16 protein-coding genes are annotated in these 17,479 nt (G+C 58.6%); 5 read left to right on the forward strand and 11 right to left on the reverse strand.

The window, feature by feature from the left end:
- Position 1: 1 nt before the first annotated feature.
- The 6 genes from J8Z22_RS06835 to J8Z22_RS06860 all read right to left on the reverse strand — a co-directional run bounded on the left by J8Z22_RS06835 (position 2) and on the right by J8Z22_RS06860 (position 4,513).
- Positions 2 to 490 carry a hypothetical protein gene (locus J8Z22_RS06835; protein WP_252009650.1) on the reverse strand — a complete coding sequence of 163 codons (489 nt, stop codon included), beginning with the start codon at positions 488 to 490 and terminating at the stop codon, positions 2 to 4.
- Positions 487 to 1,833 carry a type II and III secretion system protein family protein gene (locus J8Z22_RS06840; protein ID WP_252009652.1) on the reverse strand — a complete coding sequence of 449 codons (1,347 nt, stop codon included), beginning with the start codon at positions 1,831 to 1,833 and terminating at the stop codon, positions 487 to 489. Before J8Z22_RS06840 ends, J8Z22_RS06835 begins: the two co-directional genes overlap by 4 nt.
- Entirely contained in the window at positions 1,833 to 2,645 is an 813-nt protein-coding gene (gene cpaB, locus J8Z22_RS06845; RefSeq protein WP_252009654.1) for a Flp pilus assembly protein CpaB, read from the reverse strand. The genes J8Z22_RS06840 and cpaB overlap by 1 nt, the downstream gene beginning before the upstream one ends.
- Before the next feature lie 21 nt (positions 2,646 to 2,666).
- On the reverse strand, positions 2,667 to 3,098 hold the full coding sequence (locus J8Z22_RS06850; protein WP_051252757.1) for a prepilin peptidase: 432 nt from the start codon (positions 3,096 to 3,098) through the stop codon (positions 2,667 to 2,669).
- An 18-nt stretch (positions 3,099 to 3,116) separates the two neighbouring features.
- Entirely contained in the window at positions 3,117 to 3,326 is a 210-nt protein-coding gene (locus J8Z22_RS06855) for a Flp family type IVb pilin (RefSeq protein WP_051252780.1), read from the reverse strand.
- A 302-nt stretch (positions 3,327 to 3,628) separates the two neighbouring features.
- Positions 3,629 to 4,513: a LysR family transcriptional regulator gene (locus J8Z22_RS06860; protein WP_252009656.1), complete on the reverse strand. Its 885-nt coding sequence runs from the start codon at positions 4,511 to 4,513 to the stop codon at positions 3,629 to 3,631.
- Positions 4,514 to 4,780: 267 nt separating this feature from the next.
- Here J8Z22_RS06860 and J8Z22_RS06865 point away from each other — a divergent pair, with 267 nt between their 5' ends.
- From J8Z22_RS06865 to yfcC, 4 genes are all read left to right on the forward strand, one after another.
- Positions 4,781 to 6,862 (forward strand): LruC domain-containing protein, encoded by a 2,082-nt coding sequence (locus J8Z22_RS06865; RefSeq protein WP_252009658.1) that lies wholly within the window; start codon positions 4,781 to 4,783, stop codon positions 6,860 to 6,862.
- Between the two features lie 21 nt (positions 6,863 to 6,883).
- A complete protein-coding gene (locus tag J8Z22_RS06870) occupies positions 6,884 to 7,399 on the forward strand; it encodes a hypothetical protein (protein ID WP_252009661.1) in 516 nt (171 codons plus the stop codon).
- A gap of 109 nt (positions 7,400 to 7,508) precedes the next feature.
- Positions 7,509 to 8,381, forward strand: coding sequence for an NAD(P)-dependent oxidoreductase (locus J8Z22_RS06875; protein ID WP_252009663.1), 873 nt, complete (start codon positions 7,509 to 7,511; stop codon positions 8,379 to 8,381).
- Positions 8,382 to 8,755: 374 nt separating this feature from the next.
- Positions 8,756 to 10,288 (forward strand): putative basic amino acid antiporter YfcC, encoded by a 1,533-nt coding sequence (gene yfcC, locus J8Z22_RS06880; protein WP_252009665.1) that lies wholly within the window; start codon positions 8,756 to 8,758, stop codon positions 10,286 to 10,288.
- 127 nt (positions 10,289 to 10,415) lie between these two features.
- Here yfcC and cdd read toward each other — a convergent pair whose 3' ends face one another.
- The gene (cdd, locus tag J8Z22_RS06885) at positions 10,416 to 11,303 is read right to left on the reverse strand and encodes a cytidine deaminase (protein ID WP_028113691.1); all 888 of its coding nucleotides are present in this window, start codon (positions 11,301 to 11,303) and stop codon (positions 10,416 to 10,418) included.
- 116 nt (positions 11,304 to 11,419) lie between these two features.
- Positions 11,420 to 12,847, reverse strand: coding sequence for an exodeoxyribonuclease I (sbcB, locus tag J8Z22_RS06890; protein WP_252009705.1), 1,428 nt, complete (start codon positions 12,845 to 12,847; stop codon positions 11,420 to 11,422).
- A gap of 604 nt (positions 12,848 to 13,451) precedes the next feature.
- On the opposite strand from sbcB, the gene J8Z22_RS06895 reads away from it, so the two are divergent.
- Positions 13,452 to 13,616, forward strand: a complete 165-nt coding sequence (locus J8Z22_RS06895) for a hypothetical protein (protein ID WP_156897068.1) — start codon at positions 13,452 to 13,454, stop codon at positions 13,614 to 13,616.
- A gap of 10 nt (positions 13,617 to 13,626) precedes the next feature.
- Here the strand turns inward: J8Z22_RS06895 and J8Z22_RS06900 are convergent, their stop codons facing one another.
- From J8Z22_RS06900 to J8Z22_RS06910, 3 genes are read right to left on the reverse strand one after another with little or no spacing between them, the layout of a single operon-like run.
- On the reverse strand, positions 13,627 to 15,594 hold the full coding sequence (locus J8Z22_RS06900; RefSeq protein WP_252009706.1) for a DUF3488 and transglutaminase-like domain-containing protein: 1,968 nt from the start codon (positions 15,592 to 15,594) through the stop codon (positions 13,627 to 13,629).
- Positions 15,584 to 16,510 (reverse strand): DUF58 domain-containing protein, encoded by a 927-nt coding sequence (locus J8Z22_RS06905; RefSeq protein WP_051252755.1) that lies wholly within the window; start codon positions 16,508 to 16,510, stop codon positions 15,584 to 15,586. Before J8Z22_RS06905 ends, J8Z22_RS06900 begins: the two co-directional genes overlap by 11 nt.
- Complete coding sequence (locus tag J8Z22_RS06910) at positions 16,510 to 17,418, reverse strand: MoxR family ATPase (RefSeq protein WP_252009708.1); 909 nt, start codon at positions 17,416 to 17,418, stop codon at positions 16,510 to 16,512. The genes J8Z22_RS06905 and J8Z22_RS06910 overlap by 1 nt, the downstream gene beginning before the upstream one ends.
- Between the last annotated feature and the right edge of the window lie 61 nt (positions 17,419 to 17,479).

Raw genomic sequence — 17,479 nt, forward strand, 5'->3', positions numbered from 1 at the left:
ACTAGTGTTCTCCCTGAGACAGGTTGGCCGGATTCATGGTTTGGGTGATGCGGTTGGCGTTGGTGGCGCAGCCGAGCCTGGGGTAGGGCTGATCCAATCGATGTGGCCGGCAGGGTTCAACCGCCGTGCGCCACAGTTGCACCGTCAGTTGCAGCGGCGTAGGCAGGTGAGCGTCGGACCGAACCTGAACGCGCTGTGGGTTGAGGCCGCCGTCGATCAGGGCTTGGCGCAGTCGCTTCGCCTGACCTTGCCAGCCCGGTTGGTGGGCCAGAGTAAAATCGCTGGCATCGGCATCAAACTGATGGCTGAGAGCCACCAGCTTTTGCGACAGCCCGTTCGCCGGCTGGGCATCGACGTCGATGGCAAAGCTGTGAGTCTCGGCGTACACCAGCGCTTCGCTGCCCGGCGCGTCGTAGGCGTGATCGGCACAGGACGACAGCATTAGGGTTGCCAGCAGCGCCAGGGGCACAAGCAAGGATGGATGGGTCATTGGATAAAGCCTCCGCGCTGCAGCAGATCCAGAGTCAACGCCTGTTGCTGAGTGTCGTTGCCATTGGTGGGGTTTTTTATGTTGAACCAGCGGCTCAGGGTGCTGGAGCGCTGAATGTGCGGCAGCACCAGGCTGTCTGGCGAGCTGGGTTTGACCAGGTTGACGGTGGCAATGATCACCAGTTCGGTTTTGCGCCGGGTGGTGGTGCTTTTGCGGAATACGCTGCCCAGATAGGGAATGTCTCCTAGCAGTGGCACTCGGCTCAGCTCTTCAATCTCTTCACTGTTCATCAGGCCGCCGAGCATAAAGCTGTCGCCGTCCCCCAGCTCAATGGTGGTCATGGCGCGGCGAGAACTCAGCTGCGGCACTTCGATGCCAACCGAGCGCACGTAGCCTTCGATGGCACTGACCTCGGGCGCCAGCTGCAGTCGAATCTGTTCATCGCTGAGCACTTTGGCGGTCAGATCCAGGCCGATGCCAAACTCCTTGAAGGTTACCGTGGTGGAGTTGCTGTTGGTCACGATGATGGGGACTTCGCCCCCCACCAGGAAACTGGCGGACTCGCCAGAGATCACCGTCAGGTTTGGCTCCGCCAGCACTTCGGCCAGAGAATCGTCTCCCAGGGCGGTAATGATGGTGGACAGATCGGCGGCCTTGAAGTCGTCAAAGGTAAAGGTGCCCGGCAACTGGCCTACCGAGGACCAGTCGACGCCGATGGTTTCGTTGAATTCGTCGGTGACCTGGGCCACCGAAATCTTAACGTTCACCTGCTGCGGGCGATCCAGAGTCAGGCCTTCGACAATGCCCTGATAGGTATACAGGCGATGGAAGGTGGCCAGGCCACTCTCCTTCATGCCGTTATCGAACTCCAGCACTTCGGTTTCGCTGAAGCGGTCGATGCGCTCGCGGCCGAGCAAGCCGGCCACCAGGGCGTAGATCTCATCCCGTTGTTGGGTGGTAAATACCGTGCCTCGAATGGCCACCTGTTCGCCGACGGCATCCAGCTGAATCGACAATTCCGGGTAGCGCAGCGACAGCTGACGCTGAATCGGCGCCAGATCCAGATCGACGTGCAGCAGTTCGGATAGCAGTATCTGCCCCTGCTTGCCGTAGACGATCAGTCGGGCCTGGCCCAGCGCCTGGCCAAATACCACCACCTGGCGGTTATCGAGCACCTTGTAGTCGGCGATGCTGGGCTGACTGATGAACACGGTGCCGACGTCGCTGTCAAAGCCGAGGCTGACGGCGTCATTGAGGGGCAGGGCGCGGTCGGCGGCCAGAGTGATCCAGGGCAGCAGCACCAGGCTCAGCAACAGGCACAGGGAGCGGGGGGAAATCAACATCAGAATATCTCCGGCAGACTGGTTTGGCTCTGGCTGCCACGCAGCTCTTTGACGCCGGTGTAATTGACGATCACGTCGCTGACATCGGCGTCGGGGATTGGGTGTTGTTGCTGGCTGCGGTAGATTTCGATGAACATGGTCCGTTGTGCCAACGACAGCTTGGCCAGGGATTCCGGCGCCACTTCGATCACCACGATGGCCTCCAGAGCGCCGGCGCTGTCGACTCTGGGATTAATGGGGGCATCGGATTGGTTGTCCAGGGCCAGCACCTTGACCCGCTGCAGCAGCAGGCCGGCGTGGACGCCGTTGAAATTGGTCAGCTCCACGGTGGCGTTGGACAGGTTGGTGTGGGGGGAGCCCACCGCCAGAATGTCGATGTAATCACCGGGGCGAATGTAGTTATCAATCAAGTTCTTGGCTGAGATACTTAACGGATACAGGGTCATACCGTCGCTGGTCAGCAGATCCAGGTAGCCGGGATTGTCCGGCTGACTCAGGTGCTCGGGAAACACCCAGTCGTTGGCGTGTCGCGCCGTGCTGACAAGAGTACTTGGGGTCAGGGTCAGGGTGACATCGCCGTCGACACCGAGTTGACGAGCGTCAGCTTCGGGTAAACTCAGGCGCTTCAGGTCGCCCTGGTTGAGGTGTTGTCCCGCCACCAGGGGCACAGTGGCTTGCCACAGGGTGATCATCTTGATCACCGGCTCCGGCGGGGTGGCCGGGGCGTCGTTGCCGCCGATCCGATCCAGGATGCCATAGAGGCCGAACACCACCGCCAGAAAGGCAATGGCAAAAGTGACTTTTGAACTCATAATCTGTTCGCCGCAGCTGGGTTAAGAGGTTAGCGCAGAGATCAGAAGCTGGAATCCCATGCCAAGCAGTATGGCCAGGCCATAGGGTAAGCCGGGGTCTTCCTTGCTCCGGTTGATCAATCGATATTTAATCAGGTAAAACACGGCCAGCAGGCCGCCAAATCCCATCATCCACACACTGGCGTACAGCAGTTCAGTGGGGCTAAACAAGGGGGCCATGGCCGCATACAACTTGGTATCGCCGCCGCCCCAGACGCCCAAAACAAACAGCACCACGCCGATGGCAGAGGCCAGAGCCAGGCTTTGCAGGCCGACCCATCCCTGCCCGCTACTCAGGGCCAGAGTCCCGCAGACCAGCAACATCAGGCCGGTCTGCAGGTTGGAGATCCGCCGCAGGCGGACGTCCGTCAACGCTATCCACACCGAGTTGAGGCCGATGACCACAGATAGCATTCCATCTCGCCTTACTGATTAGGTGTTAGCGTTGCTGAGTTTTGTTGCAATGCCAGTGAAGGCGTCGGTCAGCTCTTTCAGGAACTGGCCGTCGGTGGTGCCCAGCACAGTCGCCAGGGCGGCAGCCATGGCCACGCCGATCAGGCCGTATTCGATGGCGGTAACACCGCGCTGGTCCTGTTTCAGGCTGTGCATCAGGGCTTGCAGGTTGGCAATAGACTTAATCATGGTCATCTCCTTATAACTTTAAATGAGTTGTGATAGGTACACGGCAGCAATGTTATTTGATTGTTGTGGCAGCAGAAAAATAGATACTATTAGCAAGACTTATGGTTGAGTGGCTGCGGGTATCGCGGGGCTAAGTCGGCGTTGATGGCATTTTTTGTCGCCTTGGGTGCGTTTTCCGGTTTCCTATGCCGGCTGGGGTAGGAAACCGGGGTGATTTTTCCTTGCGATGGTGAGTTGAATGGCAGTCATGTTTCGGTGGGGGATTCAGGGGCAACCCTAAATCATCAAATTTGATGAGACGATTATTTGATTTTTAATTCGGTAAGCTTTTTAAATATCCACTCGCCGGCTTCGTGGAATTTGTAGCCTTTATGCCACAGCATGGTCGCGCGCCAGCTGAATTTAGAAATCCGGTCGAAATCGAAGCGCACCTGACGCAGAATGTCGGCATTAAGGTCATGCTGAACCACAAAGTCTGGTAGACATGAAATACCTATTCCACTGCGACAAAAGCTGAGTAGAGTATTGATGTCTTCCACTTCCCATACCTGGATCTGATCGGTCATCGGGTTCAGACTCCGGTCCGGTAGATTGGTGGGCAGCAGCAATCGCGAGTGGCACAATGCGCCATAACTGATGGGGTCGCCCAGTGACTCTGCCAGTTGTGGCGAGGCGACCCAATGGCAGGCAACCTGGAAGGCATCGACGGCCGAGTAACCGATGTTGTCCCGCTCAGGAAACAATCCCAACACTGCATCAAGTTGATTATCTTTGAGTTTCTGTGATAGCGACAGACTGTTTTGTTGAAACAGCGACAGTTCGATGTGGGGAAAGGTGTTGGCAAACTCCGACACCAGGTTGACCAATTCCGGGGCGCAGACCAGGGGATCCACGCCCAGTCTCAGGCTGGGCTCGACATTGCCCTCCATGGCCCTCGCCTGTTCGGAGAAGTGCTCTACCTGGGATAGCATGACGCGGGCGTCTTTCAATAATCGGGTGCCTTTGGGGGTTAATACCGGGTATTTTCCGAGGCGGCTAAATAGGTCAAAGCCGAGATCAATTTCTAAGTTCTGAACTTGCTGGCTGATGGCAGCCTGGGTCTTTTTTAATTCCCTTCCTGCGGCGGTAAATGAACCATTTTCGGCAGCCGCGACAAACGCACGCACCGCTTCAATTTGCAGTTTCATACTCTTTCCCTGAGGTGTAATCGGCTCGATAATAATACTGAACGGTATTTTATCGCTGTTGATATATTAGTTTTTATTATTGTTTGATTTTTCAAGGCATAAATCAACCGCTTCGGTTTGCGAATTGTCATGCCATGGCCTCTGAGACGCTATTGCAGAATGCAATTCAATTCATTCTTTCAATTTTTTCATGATGAATAACATGGCCTTATAAGTTTGGCATGATTTTTCCTTAAGCACTGTCATGTTGCTAACGGGAGAGTGCTAATGGGAAATCAATGGTGGTTGCTAGGGGCGATGCTCGCCACTCAGGCTCAGGGGGCGGCGTTTACCAGTTGCCCGACCGAGGCGTATCTGTTTCAGAAAGACACGGTGGTGTACGGGGTGGATTTGGTGACCGGCGCCTACGAGGAACTCAGTGATGATCTGGGGATTCCCGGTAACGTCAATGGCATCGGTTTTAATGAAACCGATCGCTATATCTATGGCTTCAGCAAACACCTGAAAGATGTGGTTCAGGTGGACTCGGACTATCAGGCCACCGCCCTGAATGTGACCGGTCTGCCTTCCGGGGTGCACTTTTTCGTCGGCGATGTGCATGACGATACCTATTGGATTTATCACAGGAACCACGGCTTGTTCTCGGTGTCCCTGGACGAGACCTCGCCGCAGTATTTACAGGCACAGAAGGTGGTGGGCGCCGATACCAGCATGGTGTTGACCGATTTTGCTTTTCACCCCAGTAACCAGAAGTTGTACGCGGTGGATAACAGCAGCGGCGACCTGTATCAGATTGATATCACCGATGGTTCCCGCCAGGTGTTGGGCAACAGTGGCATTACCGGTACCTTTGGCGCCGGCTATTTTGAGAAAAGCGGCTACTACTATCTGAGCCGAAATCAGGATGGCCATATCTTCCGTATTGACCTGCGTAATCCGGAGCAGTTGGATGCCAGCGCCGAGTTCTTCGCCTATGGCCCGGCGTCCTCCTCCAACGACGGTGCCCGCTGCGCCAGTGCCGACGTGATCCCCGTTAACGTCGACTTCGGCGATGCCCCGGCCAGCTATGGCACCCGTATGGAAGACAACGGCGCTCGCCATGCCCTGGGTAGCCAGGGGCCGATACTGGGGGCGAACGCGGATGCGGACAGCGACGGTTTCAGTGCGCCCTGGAGCGATGACCTCGATGGCCTGGACGATGAAGACGGGGTGGCGTTTGTCACCGCCTTTGAAGCCGGAACCAGCGCCGTGATTCAGGTTGAGGTCACTCAACAGATCGGCTATTTGCAGGGGTTCATCGATTGGAACCAGGACGGGGTGTTTGCCGGGGCCGATGAGCAGGTGATCACCGACAGGGAACTGCAACTGGGCAGTACCAGCATTGCCATCGCCGTGCCGGCAACCGCCTTGGGCGGCGTCACCCAGGCCCGATTTCGCATCGCCTCGGACACCGGTTTGGGCCCCAAAGGCGGGGCGGCAGACGGCGAGGTGGAAGACTACGCGGTGGCGATAAGCACCCCGGGTTCGACCACTCAGACCTACCCCAATGAGGGCGAGTTCGCCAGCATCGCCTTTGAGGATCGTTGGCCATTCGAGGCCGATTACGACATGAACGACGTGGTGATGGATCTGCAGATCACCGAATACACCCAGCTGGCCAAGGTCACCAAGGTGGTGATCAATGGCAAGTTGCAGGCGCTGGGGGCGGAGATGCACAGCGGCTTTGCCATTCATCTGCCGCAAATCAGCCGCAGCAACATCGATGTGGCTCAACTGGAATACCTGAAAAACGGCGTGGCCGCCGATACCAGCACGGTGCTGGAGACTGGCCAGAGCGACGCGGTGCTGATCATCAGTGAAGATTTGTTCGATGAGGTGACGGTGGGGTGTGGCTTTTACCGAACCCAGGCGGGCTGTGATGATGGCCTGCAGTTCCAGTTTCAGCTGACCCTGGTGTTTGCCGAAGGGGTTGACCCCAACGCGATGCCAGCGGCACCGTACGATCCTTTCATCTTTGCCAGCCCGAACCGCTACCGCACCGGCTTCGACACCCCTCCGGGGCGGCAGTTAGAGATTCATCTGGCGGATTTTCCACCCACGGATCTGGGCAGCAGCAGTTATTTTGGCACCTTTGATGACGACAGTAACCCGGGCAGCAACCGTTATTACCGCAACAGCAACAGTTTGCCCTGGGGATTGCAGTTCCCGCAGAGCTGGCATTACCCGGCGGAGAAGCAGGACCTGCTGCAAACCTATCCCCAGTTTCAGCAGTACATCGAGTATGACGGTGGCCAGTATCTGGATTGGTACCACCGCGACAACGCCAATGCCGTCAAGCTGTTTAACTGATTCTGAGACGAGGACTGAATTATGAAAATCATCAACCTGTTGTCCGTGCTGTTTGTGAGTGTGTTGCTGGCTGGGTGTGGCGGCGGCGGCGGTGGTGGCAGCGAGACGCCAGCGCCACAGCCTCCGACCACACCGGTGGATGAACCTCAGGATGAGCCGGAAGAGGAGCCGGAAGCCGAGCCCGGTGACGACCCGGCGGCGGAGCCGGGGCCGATGCTCACCGCCGATCTGGTGGCGTCGCCGCAGATGAGTTTTGAAGGGGCCAGCAGCCTGAAGGTGGTGGTGTCTCTGGCAGCAGAGGAGCGGGCATTTGTGTCGCTCTACACCCATTTCGAAGCGAATGGCCAGGGGTATCAGCCCGACTATCAACGCCGGTTGGCCAGTGGCGGCGTTCATAATGGCCGCTTTGAAGCCGAGGTCATGGCCGCAGTGGACCAGGCGCAGATCCTGGTGGAGGTGTGGTTCTACGACGTGGACAAAGTGCCATTGCAAAAGGTGTTCCCGGTGTCGAGCCAACCGGTGGAATGGAGCATATAAAGCGTCACCATATCAAATGGATGAATGTTGGGGCTGAAGGCCTCGCATTCTCTTTGCCGCTGACCCACAATGGGAGTCTTGTTAAGCACTTGATCAAAGAGGGACAGCGATGGCTAAGGTGGCCTTTATCGGATTGGGCGTCATGGGGTACCCCATGGCCGGGCATCTTCAGGTAGCCGGGCACGAGGTGACGGTATTTAACCGCACCACCGCCAAGGCTCAGCAATGGCAACAGCATTATGGCGGTGAGTACGCTATGACGCCGGCCGAGGCAGCCAAAGAATGTGAGTTGGTGTTTGTGTGTGTTGGCAATGACGACGATCTGCGCCAAGTGGTGCTCGGGGACGACGGTGCCTTGGGAGCCATGGCGGCGGGCGCGGTGTTGGTGGATCACACCACCGCCTCGGCCGATGTTGCCCGAGAGTTGGCTGCGGTGGCGCACCAGCGCTCGGTGAGCTTTGTGGATGCACCGGTGTCCGGTGGCCAGGCTGGGGCCGAGAATGGGGTGCTGACGGTGATGGCCGGTGGCGAGCCACAACCGTTTGAGCGTGCCCGTGTCGTTATGGAGGCCTACGCCCGCTGTGCCGAGTTGTTAGGCCCGGTGGGCAGCGGCCAGCTGTGCAAGATGGTCAATCAGATCTGCATTGCCGGGGTGGTGCAGGGGTTGGCCGAGGGGATGCATTTCGCTCAGCAAGCCGGTTTGGATGGCGACAAGGTGCTGGAGGTGATCGGAAAGGGGGCGGCGCAATCCTGGCAGATGGACAACCGCGGCGCCACCATGCTCAAAGATGAGTATGACTTTGGTTTTGCCGTGGACTGGATGCGTAAGGATCTGGGCATCACCCTGGATGAGGCGCGGCGCAATGGCGCTCAGTTGCCGTTGACGGCATTGGTGGATCAATTTTACGCCGATGTGCAGCGTCTGGGTGGCAGTCGCTTCGATACGTCGTCGCTGAAGATGCGTCTTCCCAAGCGCAAATAAAGTCGCAAGCCACATCACAACGCGGCGTCAGCCATTACCGGGAACCGTGGCCCGTCACGCTCACAAGGCGTTGCCGCTTTCCCGGTATTCTGATCTTTTTGACCCTTGATCTTTGGCCAGGAGGACGCCATCGAGAGGGGCGGTGGCCGTCGTCTTGTTGATGACCAGAACCCACCATCCTTGCTCAGTGGCGTTTGCCTCAACTCTGGAATGCGGCCAAGATTTGAGCAATGCAAATAAATGGTTATGCACTCAATCTGGGTTTAAATTCGCAATGGTCACGATTTTACCGGTTAAAGGGTGTTCATTGGCCAAGATTCCTCTATCATCGCTGCCATTACCCACAGTGACCATCACGCCATAGCGATACCATCATGAGCGATACTCAAGCCACCGCCGTAACCACGCCGGGCAGCAAAATCTGGCAGATGCCGGATACCCTGATTTTGATCTTTGTGATTGGTGTGCTGGCCGCTGCCGCCACCTATCTGATTCCGGCAGGCAGTTTTGATACTCAAACTGCCACCTATGCCATGGACGGGGTTGAGAAGACCCGAACCGTCATCGACCCGGCGTCCTTTGCCTATGCCACCGATGACAATGGCGAGATTGTCTACAACCGCGTCGGCTTGTTTGAAGGGGGCGGCGGTGTCGGCCTGCTTAACTTCGCCTTTGAAGGCTTGGTTTCCGGCTCGAAATGGGGCAGTGCCATCGGCGTGATCATGTTTATGCTGATCATCGGCGGTGCCTTTGGCATCGTGATGCGAACTGGAACCATCGATAATGGCATTCTGCGCATCATCGCTAAGACCAAGGGCAATGAGTCGCTGTTTATTCCAGTGATGTTTGCGTTGTTCTCGTTAGGCGGTGCCGTGTTTGGTATGGGCGAGGAGGCGGTGGCCTTTGCCATCATCATTTCGCCCTTGGTGATCCGTCTTGGCTACGATGGCATCACCACGGTGATGGTGACCTATGTGGCGACTCAGGTGGGGTTTGCCGCATCCTGGATGAATCCATTTTCGGTGGCCATCGCCCAGGGAGTCAGCGGCGTGCCGGTGCTGTCCGGAGCGGATCTTCGCATGGCGCTGTGGCTCGGTTTCACCCTGCTGGGCATCGCGTTTACCCTGTGGTACGCCAAAGGGGTAAAGGCCGATCCGCGCCGTTCGTACAGCTATGCCTCCGATCAACCGCTGCGGGACGCACCGCAACCGGATCTGAAAGACAGCCGTTGGAATCTGGGCGATGGCCTGGTGATGCTCACCGTGGTCGCGACCGTCATCTGGGTGATCTGGGGGGTAGTCGTGCACGCCTGGTATATCCCGGAAATTGCATCGCAGTTTTTCACCATGGGGGTGGTGACCGCCCTCATCGCGGTGCTGTTTAAACTCAACAACATGACCATGAACGACGCCGCCGATGCCTTTAAAGAGGGCGCCGGGCTGATGTTGCCACCGGCACTGTTGGTGGGCGCAGCCAAGGGTATCTTATTGCTTCTTGGGGGCAGTGACCCGGCCGAAGCGTCGGTGCTTAACTCCATTTTGCACAGTGCCGGTACTGCCATCGGTGGCATGCCAGAGATGCTGTCCGCCTGGTTTATGCTGGTATTTCAGTCGGTGTTTAATTTCTTTGTGACCTCGGGGTCGGGGCAGGCGGCGCTGACCATGCCACTGATGGCACCGCTGGCGGACATTGTTGGTGTCAGTCGTCAGGTGGCGGTATTGGCGTTTCAGCTTGGGGATGGCTTTACCAATGTGTTGGTGCCGACCTCGGCATCGCTGATGGCCACGCTGGGAGTGTGTCGCATCGATTGGACCGATTGGCTTCGTTTTATCTGGCGTTTTATGTTGATGCTGTTCGTGATCTCCAGCGTGGTGGTGGTGGCGGCTCAGGCACTGGGATACGCCTGACCGTCTTTTGACAGTGCCAACCGCAATAAAAAAGCGCTGCCCCTAGGCAGCGCTGTTTGTTGATGGTTTCGCCGAAGCGGCTCGCAGAAACCTCAGACGGCGGTGGGCCACCTGAAGTTTGCGAGTTTTAACTCTGTGCTTTGTAGGTTTCAAGTTGGACCTGACTGATGGTGCCCAGGGCGTCGCTGCCACTGTGAAGGAAGCTGATCTGACCCTTGTCACCTTCCACCAAAATGGCGCGATGAATGCGGTCAAAGCCGATGCCCTGACGGGCCATGGCATTGATGGCCATCTGCATCGGGGGCAGGCTGGGGTTGAAGGCGGCGTTTTCGGCGTAACGGCCGACGAACACCTGGCCCGATTCCGTGGCCAGCACGATGGCGGCCGGGGTGTTGCTGTAAGGGGCATAGGAAGCATTGGCTTCCCGCAACGCACGTTGTACCAGCGGATCGTCGCTGTCCAGAGTCATCTCGTGGTCATTGCCATCGAGCAGGCCATCTTCCATGCCCAGATCTTTTGGCCCGAAGGCGTAAGGCAGGTAGTGGGTCAAGGGTTGAGGCGGTTGCTCCGGCAGACGGATGGTGAGATTGTCATTGTTATTCAGTTCAGTCATAAACTGACGACAATGCCCGCACGGTGAGTAGTTGACGGTGATGCCAACCAGCTTTTGTTCCCCCGCCAGCCAGGCGTGGCTGATGGCAGACTGTTCGGCGTGTACGGAGTGGAACAGGGCTTCGCCCACCAACTCCATATTGGCTCCCATGTAGATGTCTCCGGACTCACCGTGGGCGATGGCACCAACGAAGAAATTGGAGATGGGCGCGTATGAAAGCGTCGCGGCAATGGGCAGCAGTGCCAGATACAGCTCGGTACCAGACAGGCCGGATTGATCGCTTAATTCCTTTAACTGCTCAGCGGACAGGTGTCCGGCAAAATGGTCCGTCAGCATTGGCGACACCGCGTCGGCCAGCGCTTTGGGCAATTGAGTTAACGCGTCGTTAAAACGGTTGTTCATCCTCAATCCTCAATTTATGGAACTGAATTACAGTTTAGGGAGTTGTTGATCAATCTGATGTGATCACGATCACGCCCACTTCCAAATATAGGGGAAGTGGGCGACATTTCTCAGATTTACAGTGACTGAAGATGGTGGTAGAGGGATTTCAGCAACGCCATTTTGGTCTCATCTTGTTGATGGGTCTCCACTAACTGCTCCAGCTTCATGGCGTATTCCGGGTCATTGATTCTTTCCTGACAGTGCAGTTGCCAACGCTTTTGCTCCTGCTCCGACAGGGTGTAGGGGTAGTTGCGGGCGCGGTAGCGGAACAGCAGCGGCGCCAGGCGCGCGTCGCTGAATTGCGGGTTCAGTGCCGCCAGGTGCTCCGGAGCGGTGGCGCGTATCAGTTCCATCTGGCTGCGATCGGCGTCGGAGAAGAAGCCGCCGTACAACTGCTGATCGACGTCGCGGTCGTCACGACCGTCGCGGTCGTCACGACCGTCGCGGTCGTCGCTGTAAAGGGCGGTAAGCTTTTCACGAACCTGTTGATGGTGGCGACGCAGCAGGGCGAAGTTGTCGCGACAGCGTTGTTTGTCCAGGCCCAGGCGTTCGGCCTGCTGATCTTCCAGAGTGGCCGCCGGCGCGATAAAGGGGCTCTTATTGAAATGCAGCAGCTTCACCGGCACTCGAGGTTCCCCCGGTTCCAGTTCCCGGCTGGGGGTGTACAGTCGCTGTTTCAGTCGCGCTGCGTCCCACTCCAGCAGCGGGGTGATGTCCTGGTGCAAATCCACCACCACCACCGCATTGCGGTTGTCCGGGTGCCAGGCCATCGGCATCACCAGAGTGGCGCAGCCCTGGCTGGCGGGAAAACGTGACGATACGTGCAGCAACGGCTTCATCGCCAGTACGTCCACCAACTTGGAGACCGCTTGTTTGCGGCGCAGGGAGAAAAACCAGTCGTACAGCTTGGGCTGATGGGTTTTGATCAGTCGGGCCAGGGCGATGGTGGCTTCCACGTCGGACACCGCATCGTGGGCGTTGCCGTGGTCCAGGCCATTGGCCGCGGTCAGGTGCTCCAACTTGAAGCTGGGGTTGCCGTCTTCGCGCAGTGGCCACTCGATGCCTTCGGGACGCAGGGCGTAACAAGCGCGGACCAGGTCGATGATGTCCCAGCGGCTGTTGCCGTTCTGCCATTCGCGGGCGTAGGGGTCGAAGAAGTTGCGATACAGGGTGTAGCGGGTCACTTCATCGTCGAAGCGGATGGAGTTGTATCCCACGGTGCAGGTGCCTGGCTGGGCCATCTGGGCTTCAACTTTGGCGATAAACTGGGCTTCGACGTCGCCGAGGCGGTTGGCTCGCTGTGGAGTAATACCGGTAATGAACATCGCCTCTGGGCTGGGCAGGTAGTCAGCCGGCAGTTGGCAGAACAGTTCAATGGGGTCGCCAATGGGGTTCAGATCCAGGTCAGTGCGGATGGCGGCGAATTGCGCCGGGCGATCCTGAGCTGGATTGGCGCCCCAAGTTTCATAGTCGTGCCACAGCAGAGTTGGGCCGTCAGTCATCAATCTGTTTTCTTTTAAAGGGTTTGCGCTGAGTATACACCACTATTCCCGCCCGTCGGCAGGGGGCGGGCCAGATGGCGGCGAATTCGCAGCAGCCGCTGCCACTGAAGCCGCCGGCCTAAGCGGGCACAGGTCAGTCTCGTGTGGCAGTGTCACTGCGTAAATCGGCGTTGAAACCATCGGAAACGGCCGTTGCGATGCACTGTTTTTCTACAGATAACCGTTAACCCATTGAGTGACCGAGCCTATGCGACGGTCTCCAAAACCGGTGGCCTTACAGCGAGGTATGACGGATTTCCACTCCTGAAGCGGCGTGCAATACGCCAATTAACCAAGCCGTACTCATCAGTGGTTAGCTGGTGACTGCCGCTCGCTCCGGTCCGCCGGTGTTTTCGCTGGTTAAAATTTAGGCAGTATCGCCTAATTATTTGGTTTAACGTCAAGGTAGAACAAGGGCTGTGTTTATGGACAGCTTGCTTGTCAGCACCCGGCTGATGCCGTTGCAATCGCAACCAACGGGTTGCCGTTATCGACTTGGAAAGCGCCAACATGATTGAAGTCACTGGGTTTTGTTCCGTAATCCTCGGGCAAAAGGGAGGTGTTTATGTCAGCATTTTCAACCGCAACTACCGGATTAATTCATTTCACCCTGACACTGACGTTTGTACTGGTTGCCGTTTCGGCTTGGCTCTGGTTTGCAAAGTGGCGCTTTGACGTGCCGGAATCACTCACCGACAAAGACATTGATGCCGACCTGCATCACCACTGAGTCGCCATGGCTACCTTCGCTCGTCGGCAGCGGCGCGGGCCAGGTGGCGTCGAATCCGCAGCAGTCGGTGCCACAGAAGCCGCCGGCCCCGGGGGACGCCAGCCGGGTTTGGATTATAGCGTAACTGCTCAAATCGGCGCTGAAAGGCCCCCAGGTCGGCGGCGGCGCCGGGCCAGCGAATGGCAGCGTCGTGGATGATCGAGGTCATGGAGGCGTTGGCCGTTACCCTCAGGCCCCGCCGAGTCAATAGGTGGCGCAGTTGTCGCCACAGCAGCAGTTCCCATGCCGGTGGTCGCCACCGAGGCAGCATGCCGGCCAGCCCCAGTTGAATCAGTGCCAGCGTCGCCAGCACCGCGGCGGTCAGCAGCAGGATGTGGTGGCTGCCACTGTGGGCCAGCAGTTCTGCCAGCCATTGCCGCTGTTGCTGTTTATCAAACTCCAGCACGCTGCGTTGCCACTGGTAATCGAGGCGGTCCAGCAGGGCGTTCATGGAATCGGTGAGGGCAGGGTTTTGCAGCCACGTCGGCCAGGACAACGCCTGGAACAGCCGTTGCTGCCCCAACTGCTCGATGCGGTCCGGTGATACCTGCTGGGTGGGGTCACTGCGCAGCCAGCCTGCTCCCTCGACCCAGAACTCCACCCAGGCGTGGGCATTGAGCTGGCGCACCATCAGCCGGCCGTCCGGCAACCAGCGTCCCCCTTGATAGCCACTGATCAGGCGGGCGGGAATTCCGGCCGCCCTCAACAGGGTCACGGTGGCGCTGGCGTAGTGGCCACAGAATCCCGCTTGGGTTGTGAACAGGAAGTCATCCACCTGGTGGCGGCCGGTGGCGGGCGGCCTGAGAGTGTAGACAAAGGGTTGCTGCTGGAAGTAGATCAGCAGTCGTTGCAGCACGGCTCTGGGGGCCAGGCCCTCTGAGCGCAGCCGTTGGCCCCAGGCCAGGGTCCTGGGATTGGTGTGTTCGGGAAGCTGCAGGTAGTCCAGGCCGGCCTTGGCCGGCGTGGGGGCGAGACCCGGCTGCCAGCGAAAGGTCAGTTGCGGTGAGCCGGATTGATACAGCCTTTGCCAGAGATCGCCGCTGATTTGCCCCAGAGAGGCATCCCGACTGTGACTGCCTGCCAGGCTGGGGATTCGTAACTCCGTTTGTGGCCAGCCGAGCAGTTGGTAGCCGTGGTGACTGTCCCCCTGTTCGTGATTCGGTGAACGGCGGGGCAGCGTGGGTTGTGCCCGCCATACCTGGCCGTCAAAGTGAGACTGAATCCACACCCGCCAGTACAGGTCACGGTCTTGAGGCGGCCGGGTAAAGCGAGCGCTGAAGGCCGGTTCATTGGATTGAGTCAGCAGCGCGATCTCCCCCAAGGCCAGCTCGGCACTTAAACCGGTGCTGGCGCGGCCACCCACAGGTTGTTGCCACAGCGGTTCTAATCGTGGCAGTAGCAGGTACAGAATCACAGCCATTGGCAGGCTGCCCAGCACCAGCTTCAGGCTCATTCTCAGGTTGTGGGGGGCACTCATGGGGCGATGCAGGCTCAGCAGTATGGTGGCGTTGAGGATAAACAGCGCCAGGGCTGACATCAGTTTTAGCCAGGACTGCTGTTCAATCAGGCTGAGGGTGATGAGGAAAAAGCCCACCAACACCAGGGTCAGGATATCCCGGCGGCTGCGTACTTCCAGAGATTTGAGGCAGTAACTCAGGGCGATCATGATCCCCAGGGTGACAGCGATGCCCTGCTGAAGATAGATGGGGATCAGCGCCAGCAGAACCGTCAGGGTCAGGGTAAACAGCAGCCAGGTTGGAGGGCGCCGAACCTTGCCAAGAAAGATGGCCAGGCTCCATAGCAGTGACAGGTTGACGATGGCCAGCGCCCAATTCGGCACCATACCGATCAGGTGAATCACCAGCATCTGCTGAGTCATCAGCAGCCAGCCCTGAGTCTGGCGCAGGGCAACGGTGGTCAGGGTTGGCTCAGGGATCATGGGGTTCCACTCGGGCCAGTAGGGTCAGGCAATGATGCAGGTGCGACCGGCCCAGTTTCGGCATCAGGGTCTCGGTAGGGGTGGACAGGCCAACGGGGATCCCCTGTTGGTGCAGTTGCTGTAGCCGTCCGGTCAGTTCGCTGAGATGTTGCTCCAGTTGCGGGTGCTGGCTGTCCACCGTCAGCAACTGCGGGTTAGGGCTGGGGCCGTCGAACTGCTTGATCAGCATTCCTCGCTGCTGGGCCAGCTGCTTCCAGGCAACCCGACTGAGGCTGTGGCCCCGTTGCCAGGGTTTGAGCCCCTCGAACTCGTCGCCTGTTGATTGGCGGTCCTCTCCCTGGTTCGGCCGGGATTGGGGCGGCGCCGGGGTGCCCTCGGTCAGGGGGCGCGGCCAGATCCAGGCCGTCTGATTCAGGGTCAGGCGGCTCCAGACTCGGCATAGGCCAAGGGGGTAACGACTGCTGATGATCAGCGGAGGCGGAGTCAGCGGTCCTCGTTGGCTGGAGGGCCAGGGCACGTCCAGTCGGGAGGGAGTGGCGGACAGGGCGTGCAACTGTTGTTTGTCCCCTTGCACAAACCTCAGCTGCAGGTGGTAGTTGTGGCCACTGCCGGACAAGTTAATGGGAAAGTGCACCGGATCACCGGCGTGGACGCCGGACGCAGGTTGAGGGCGAAGGGTGACTCCGGCCAGGTTGCGGTAACAGATCAGCAGGCAGGAGCTGAACAGGCTGAACATCAGAAATGCCAACATCAGTATCAAATTGTTCTGGTAGTTGGAGCCAAACAGGAACAGCACCAGAGATAGCGCCAGAAACAGCACCCCGAAACGGGTGGGCACAATCAGGATGTCATTGTGGCTCAGGGTCCGTTGCGGGCAGGCTTGCAGCGGCGGCCGCCGCCAGAACGACAGAGTCATCAGCGTATCGGGTTAACCGCCTCCAGCAGGGATTGGGCCCGGCCGTTGCCGCGATGATGACCGGCTTCGAGCCGGTGTTCGGTGACCGCGGTAAACACCGCCTGCACGTCATCCGGCACGGCAAAGCTGCGACCGTGCAGCAGGGCCCAGGCCTTGGTGGCAGCCAACAGTGCCCGGCTGCAGCGCGGGGACAGTGGCGTCGTGCCCTGATGGCCATTGCGGCTGGCCTGAATCAACTCAAGCAGGTAATCCAGCACCATATCGGCGACACCGACTTGGTCGGCCTGTTGCTGCAGCTGCTGCAGCTGCGCCGGCCCCATCAGGGCGCTGAGGCGGTCACCACTGTCGGCCAGATGCCGACCGGTTAGCAGCTGCTTTTCCGCTTCCAGGCTGGGGTAGCCCAGGCTCAGTTTCATCATAAAGCGATCCAGCTGCGATTCCGGCAGGGGAAAGGTACCGGATTGCTCCATGGGGTTTTGGGTGGCGATGACAAAGAAGGGTTGCGGCAATGCCCGGGTAATGCCGTCGGTGGAGACCTGGCCTTCGGCCATCGCTTCCAGCAGGGCACTCTGAGTCTTGGGGCTGGCGCGGTTGACCTCGTCGGCCAGCACCAACTGACTGAACAGGGGGCCGGGATGAAACTCAAACTGCTGCTTTGGCGTGGTGTAAATGGACACGCCGATGAGATCCGCCGGCAGCATGTCGGCGGTGAACTGCACCCGCTGGTGGCTCAGACCCAGGGTACGAGCCAGGGCATAGGACAGGGTGGTTTTGCCCATGCCGGGGAGGTCTTCAATCAGCAGGTGCCCTCGGGCAATCAGGCAGGTGAGGGCCAGCCGAATGGCGACGGGTTTGTCCAGCAGCACCTGTTGTAACTGGTGAATCACCGGTTCCAGAGATTGCGGCATCGAACACTCCTTGTTGATTCAGCTTCAACAAGAATAGTTCAGCTTTATCGGCGTGGGAGGC

The sequence above is a fragment of the Ferrimonas sp. SCSIO 43195 genome, from assembly GCF_023716685.1.
Lineage (GTDB): Bacteria > Pseudomonadota > Gammaproteobacteria > Enterobacterales > Shewanellaceae > Ferrimonas > Ferrimonas kyonanensis.

Coding starts and splice junctions, on each gene's coding strand:
- J8Z22_RS06835 (WP_252009650.1), bottom strand. CDS start 490: ATGACCCATCCATCCTTGCTTGTGCCCCTGGCGCTGCTGGCAACCCTA.
- J8Z22_RS06840 (WP_252009652.1), bottom strand. CDS start 1,833: ATGTTGATTTCCCCCCGCTCCCTGTGCCTGTTGCTGAGCCTGGTGCTG.
- cpaB (WP_252009654.1), bottom strand. CDS start 2,645: ATGAGTTCAAAAGTCACTTTTGCCATTGCCTTTCTGGCGGTGGTGTTC.
- J8Z22_RS06850 (WP_051252757.1), bottom strand. CDS start 3,098: ATGCTATCTGTGGTCATCGGCCTCAACTCGGTGTGGATAGCGTTGACG.
- J8Z22_RS06855 (WP_051252780.1), bottom strand. CDS start 3,326: ATGATTAAGTCTATTGCCAACCTGCAAGCCCTGATGCACAGCCTGAAA.
- J8Z22_RS06860 (WP_252009656.1), bottom strand. CDS start 4,513: ATGAAACTGCAAATTGAAGCGGTGCGTGCGTTTGTCGCGGCTGCCGAA.
- J8Z22_RS06865 (WP_252009658.1), top strand. CDS start 4,781: ATGGGAAATCAATGGTGGTTGCTAGGGGCGATGCTCGCCACTCAGGCT.
- J8Z22_RS06870 (WP_252009661.1), top strand. CDS start 6,884: ATGAAAATCATCAACCTGTTGTCCGTGCTGTTTGTGAGTGTGTTGCTG.
- J8Z22_RS06875 (WP_252009663.1), top strand. CDS start 7,509: ATGGCTAAGGTGGCCTTTATCGGATTGGGCGTCATGGGGTACCCCATG.
- yfcC (WP_252009665.1), top strand. CDS start 8,756: ATGAGCGATACTCAAGCCACCGCCGTAACCACGCCGGGCAGCAAAATC.
- cdd (WP_028113691.1), bottom strand. CDS start 11,303: ATGAACAACCGTTTTAACGACGCGTTAACTCAATTGCCCAAAGCGCTG.
- sbcB (WP_252009705.1), bottom strand. CDS start 12,847: ATGACTGACGGCCCAACTCTGCTGTGGCACGACTATGAAACTTGGGGC.
- J8Z22_RS06895 (WP_156897068.1), top strand. CDS start 13,452: ATGTCAGCATTTTCAACCGCAACTACCGGATTAATTCATTTCACCCTG.
- J8Z22_RS06900 (WP_252009706.1), bottom strand. CDS start 15,594: ATGATCCCTGAGCCAACCCTGACCACCGTTGCCCTGCGCCAGACTCAG.
- J8Z22_RS06905 (WP_051252755.1), bottom strand. CDS start 16,510: ATGACTCTGTCGTTCTGGCGGCGGCCGCCGCTGCAAGCCTGCCCGCAA.
- J8Z22_RS06910 (WP_252009708.1), bottom strand. CDS start 17,418: ATGCCGCAATCTCTGGAACCGGTGATTCACCAGTTACAACAGGTGCTG.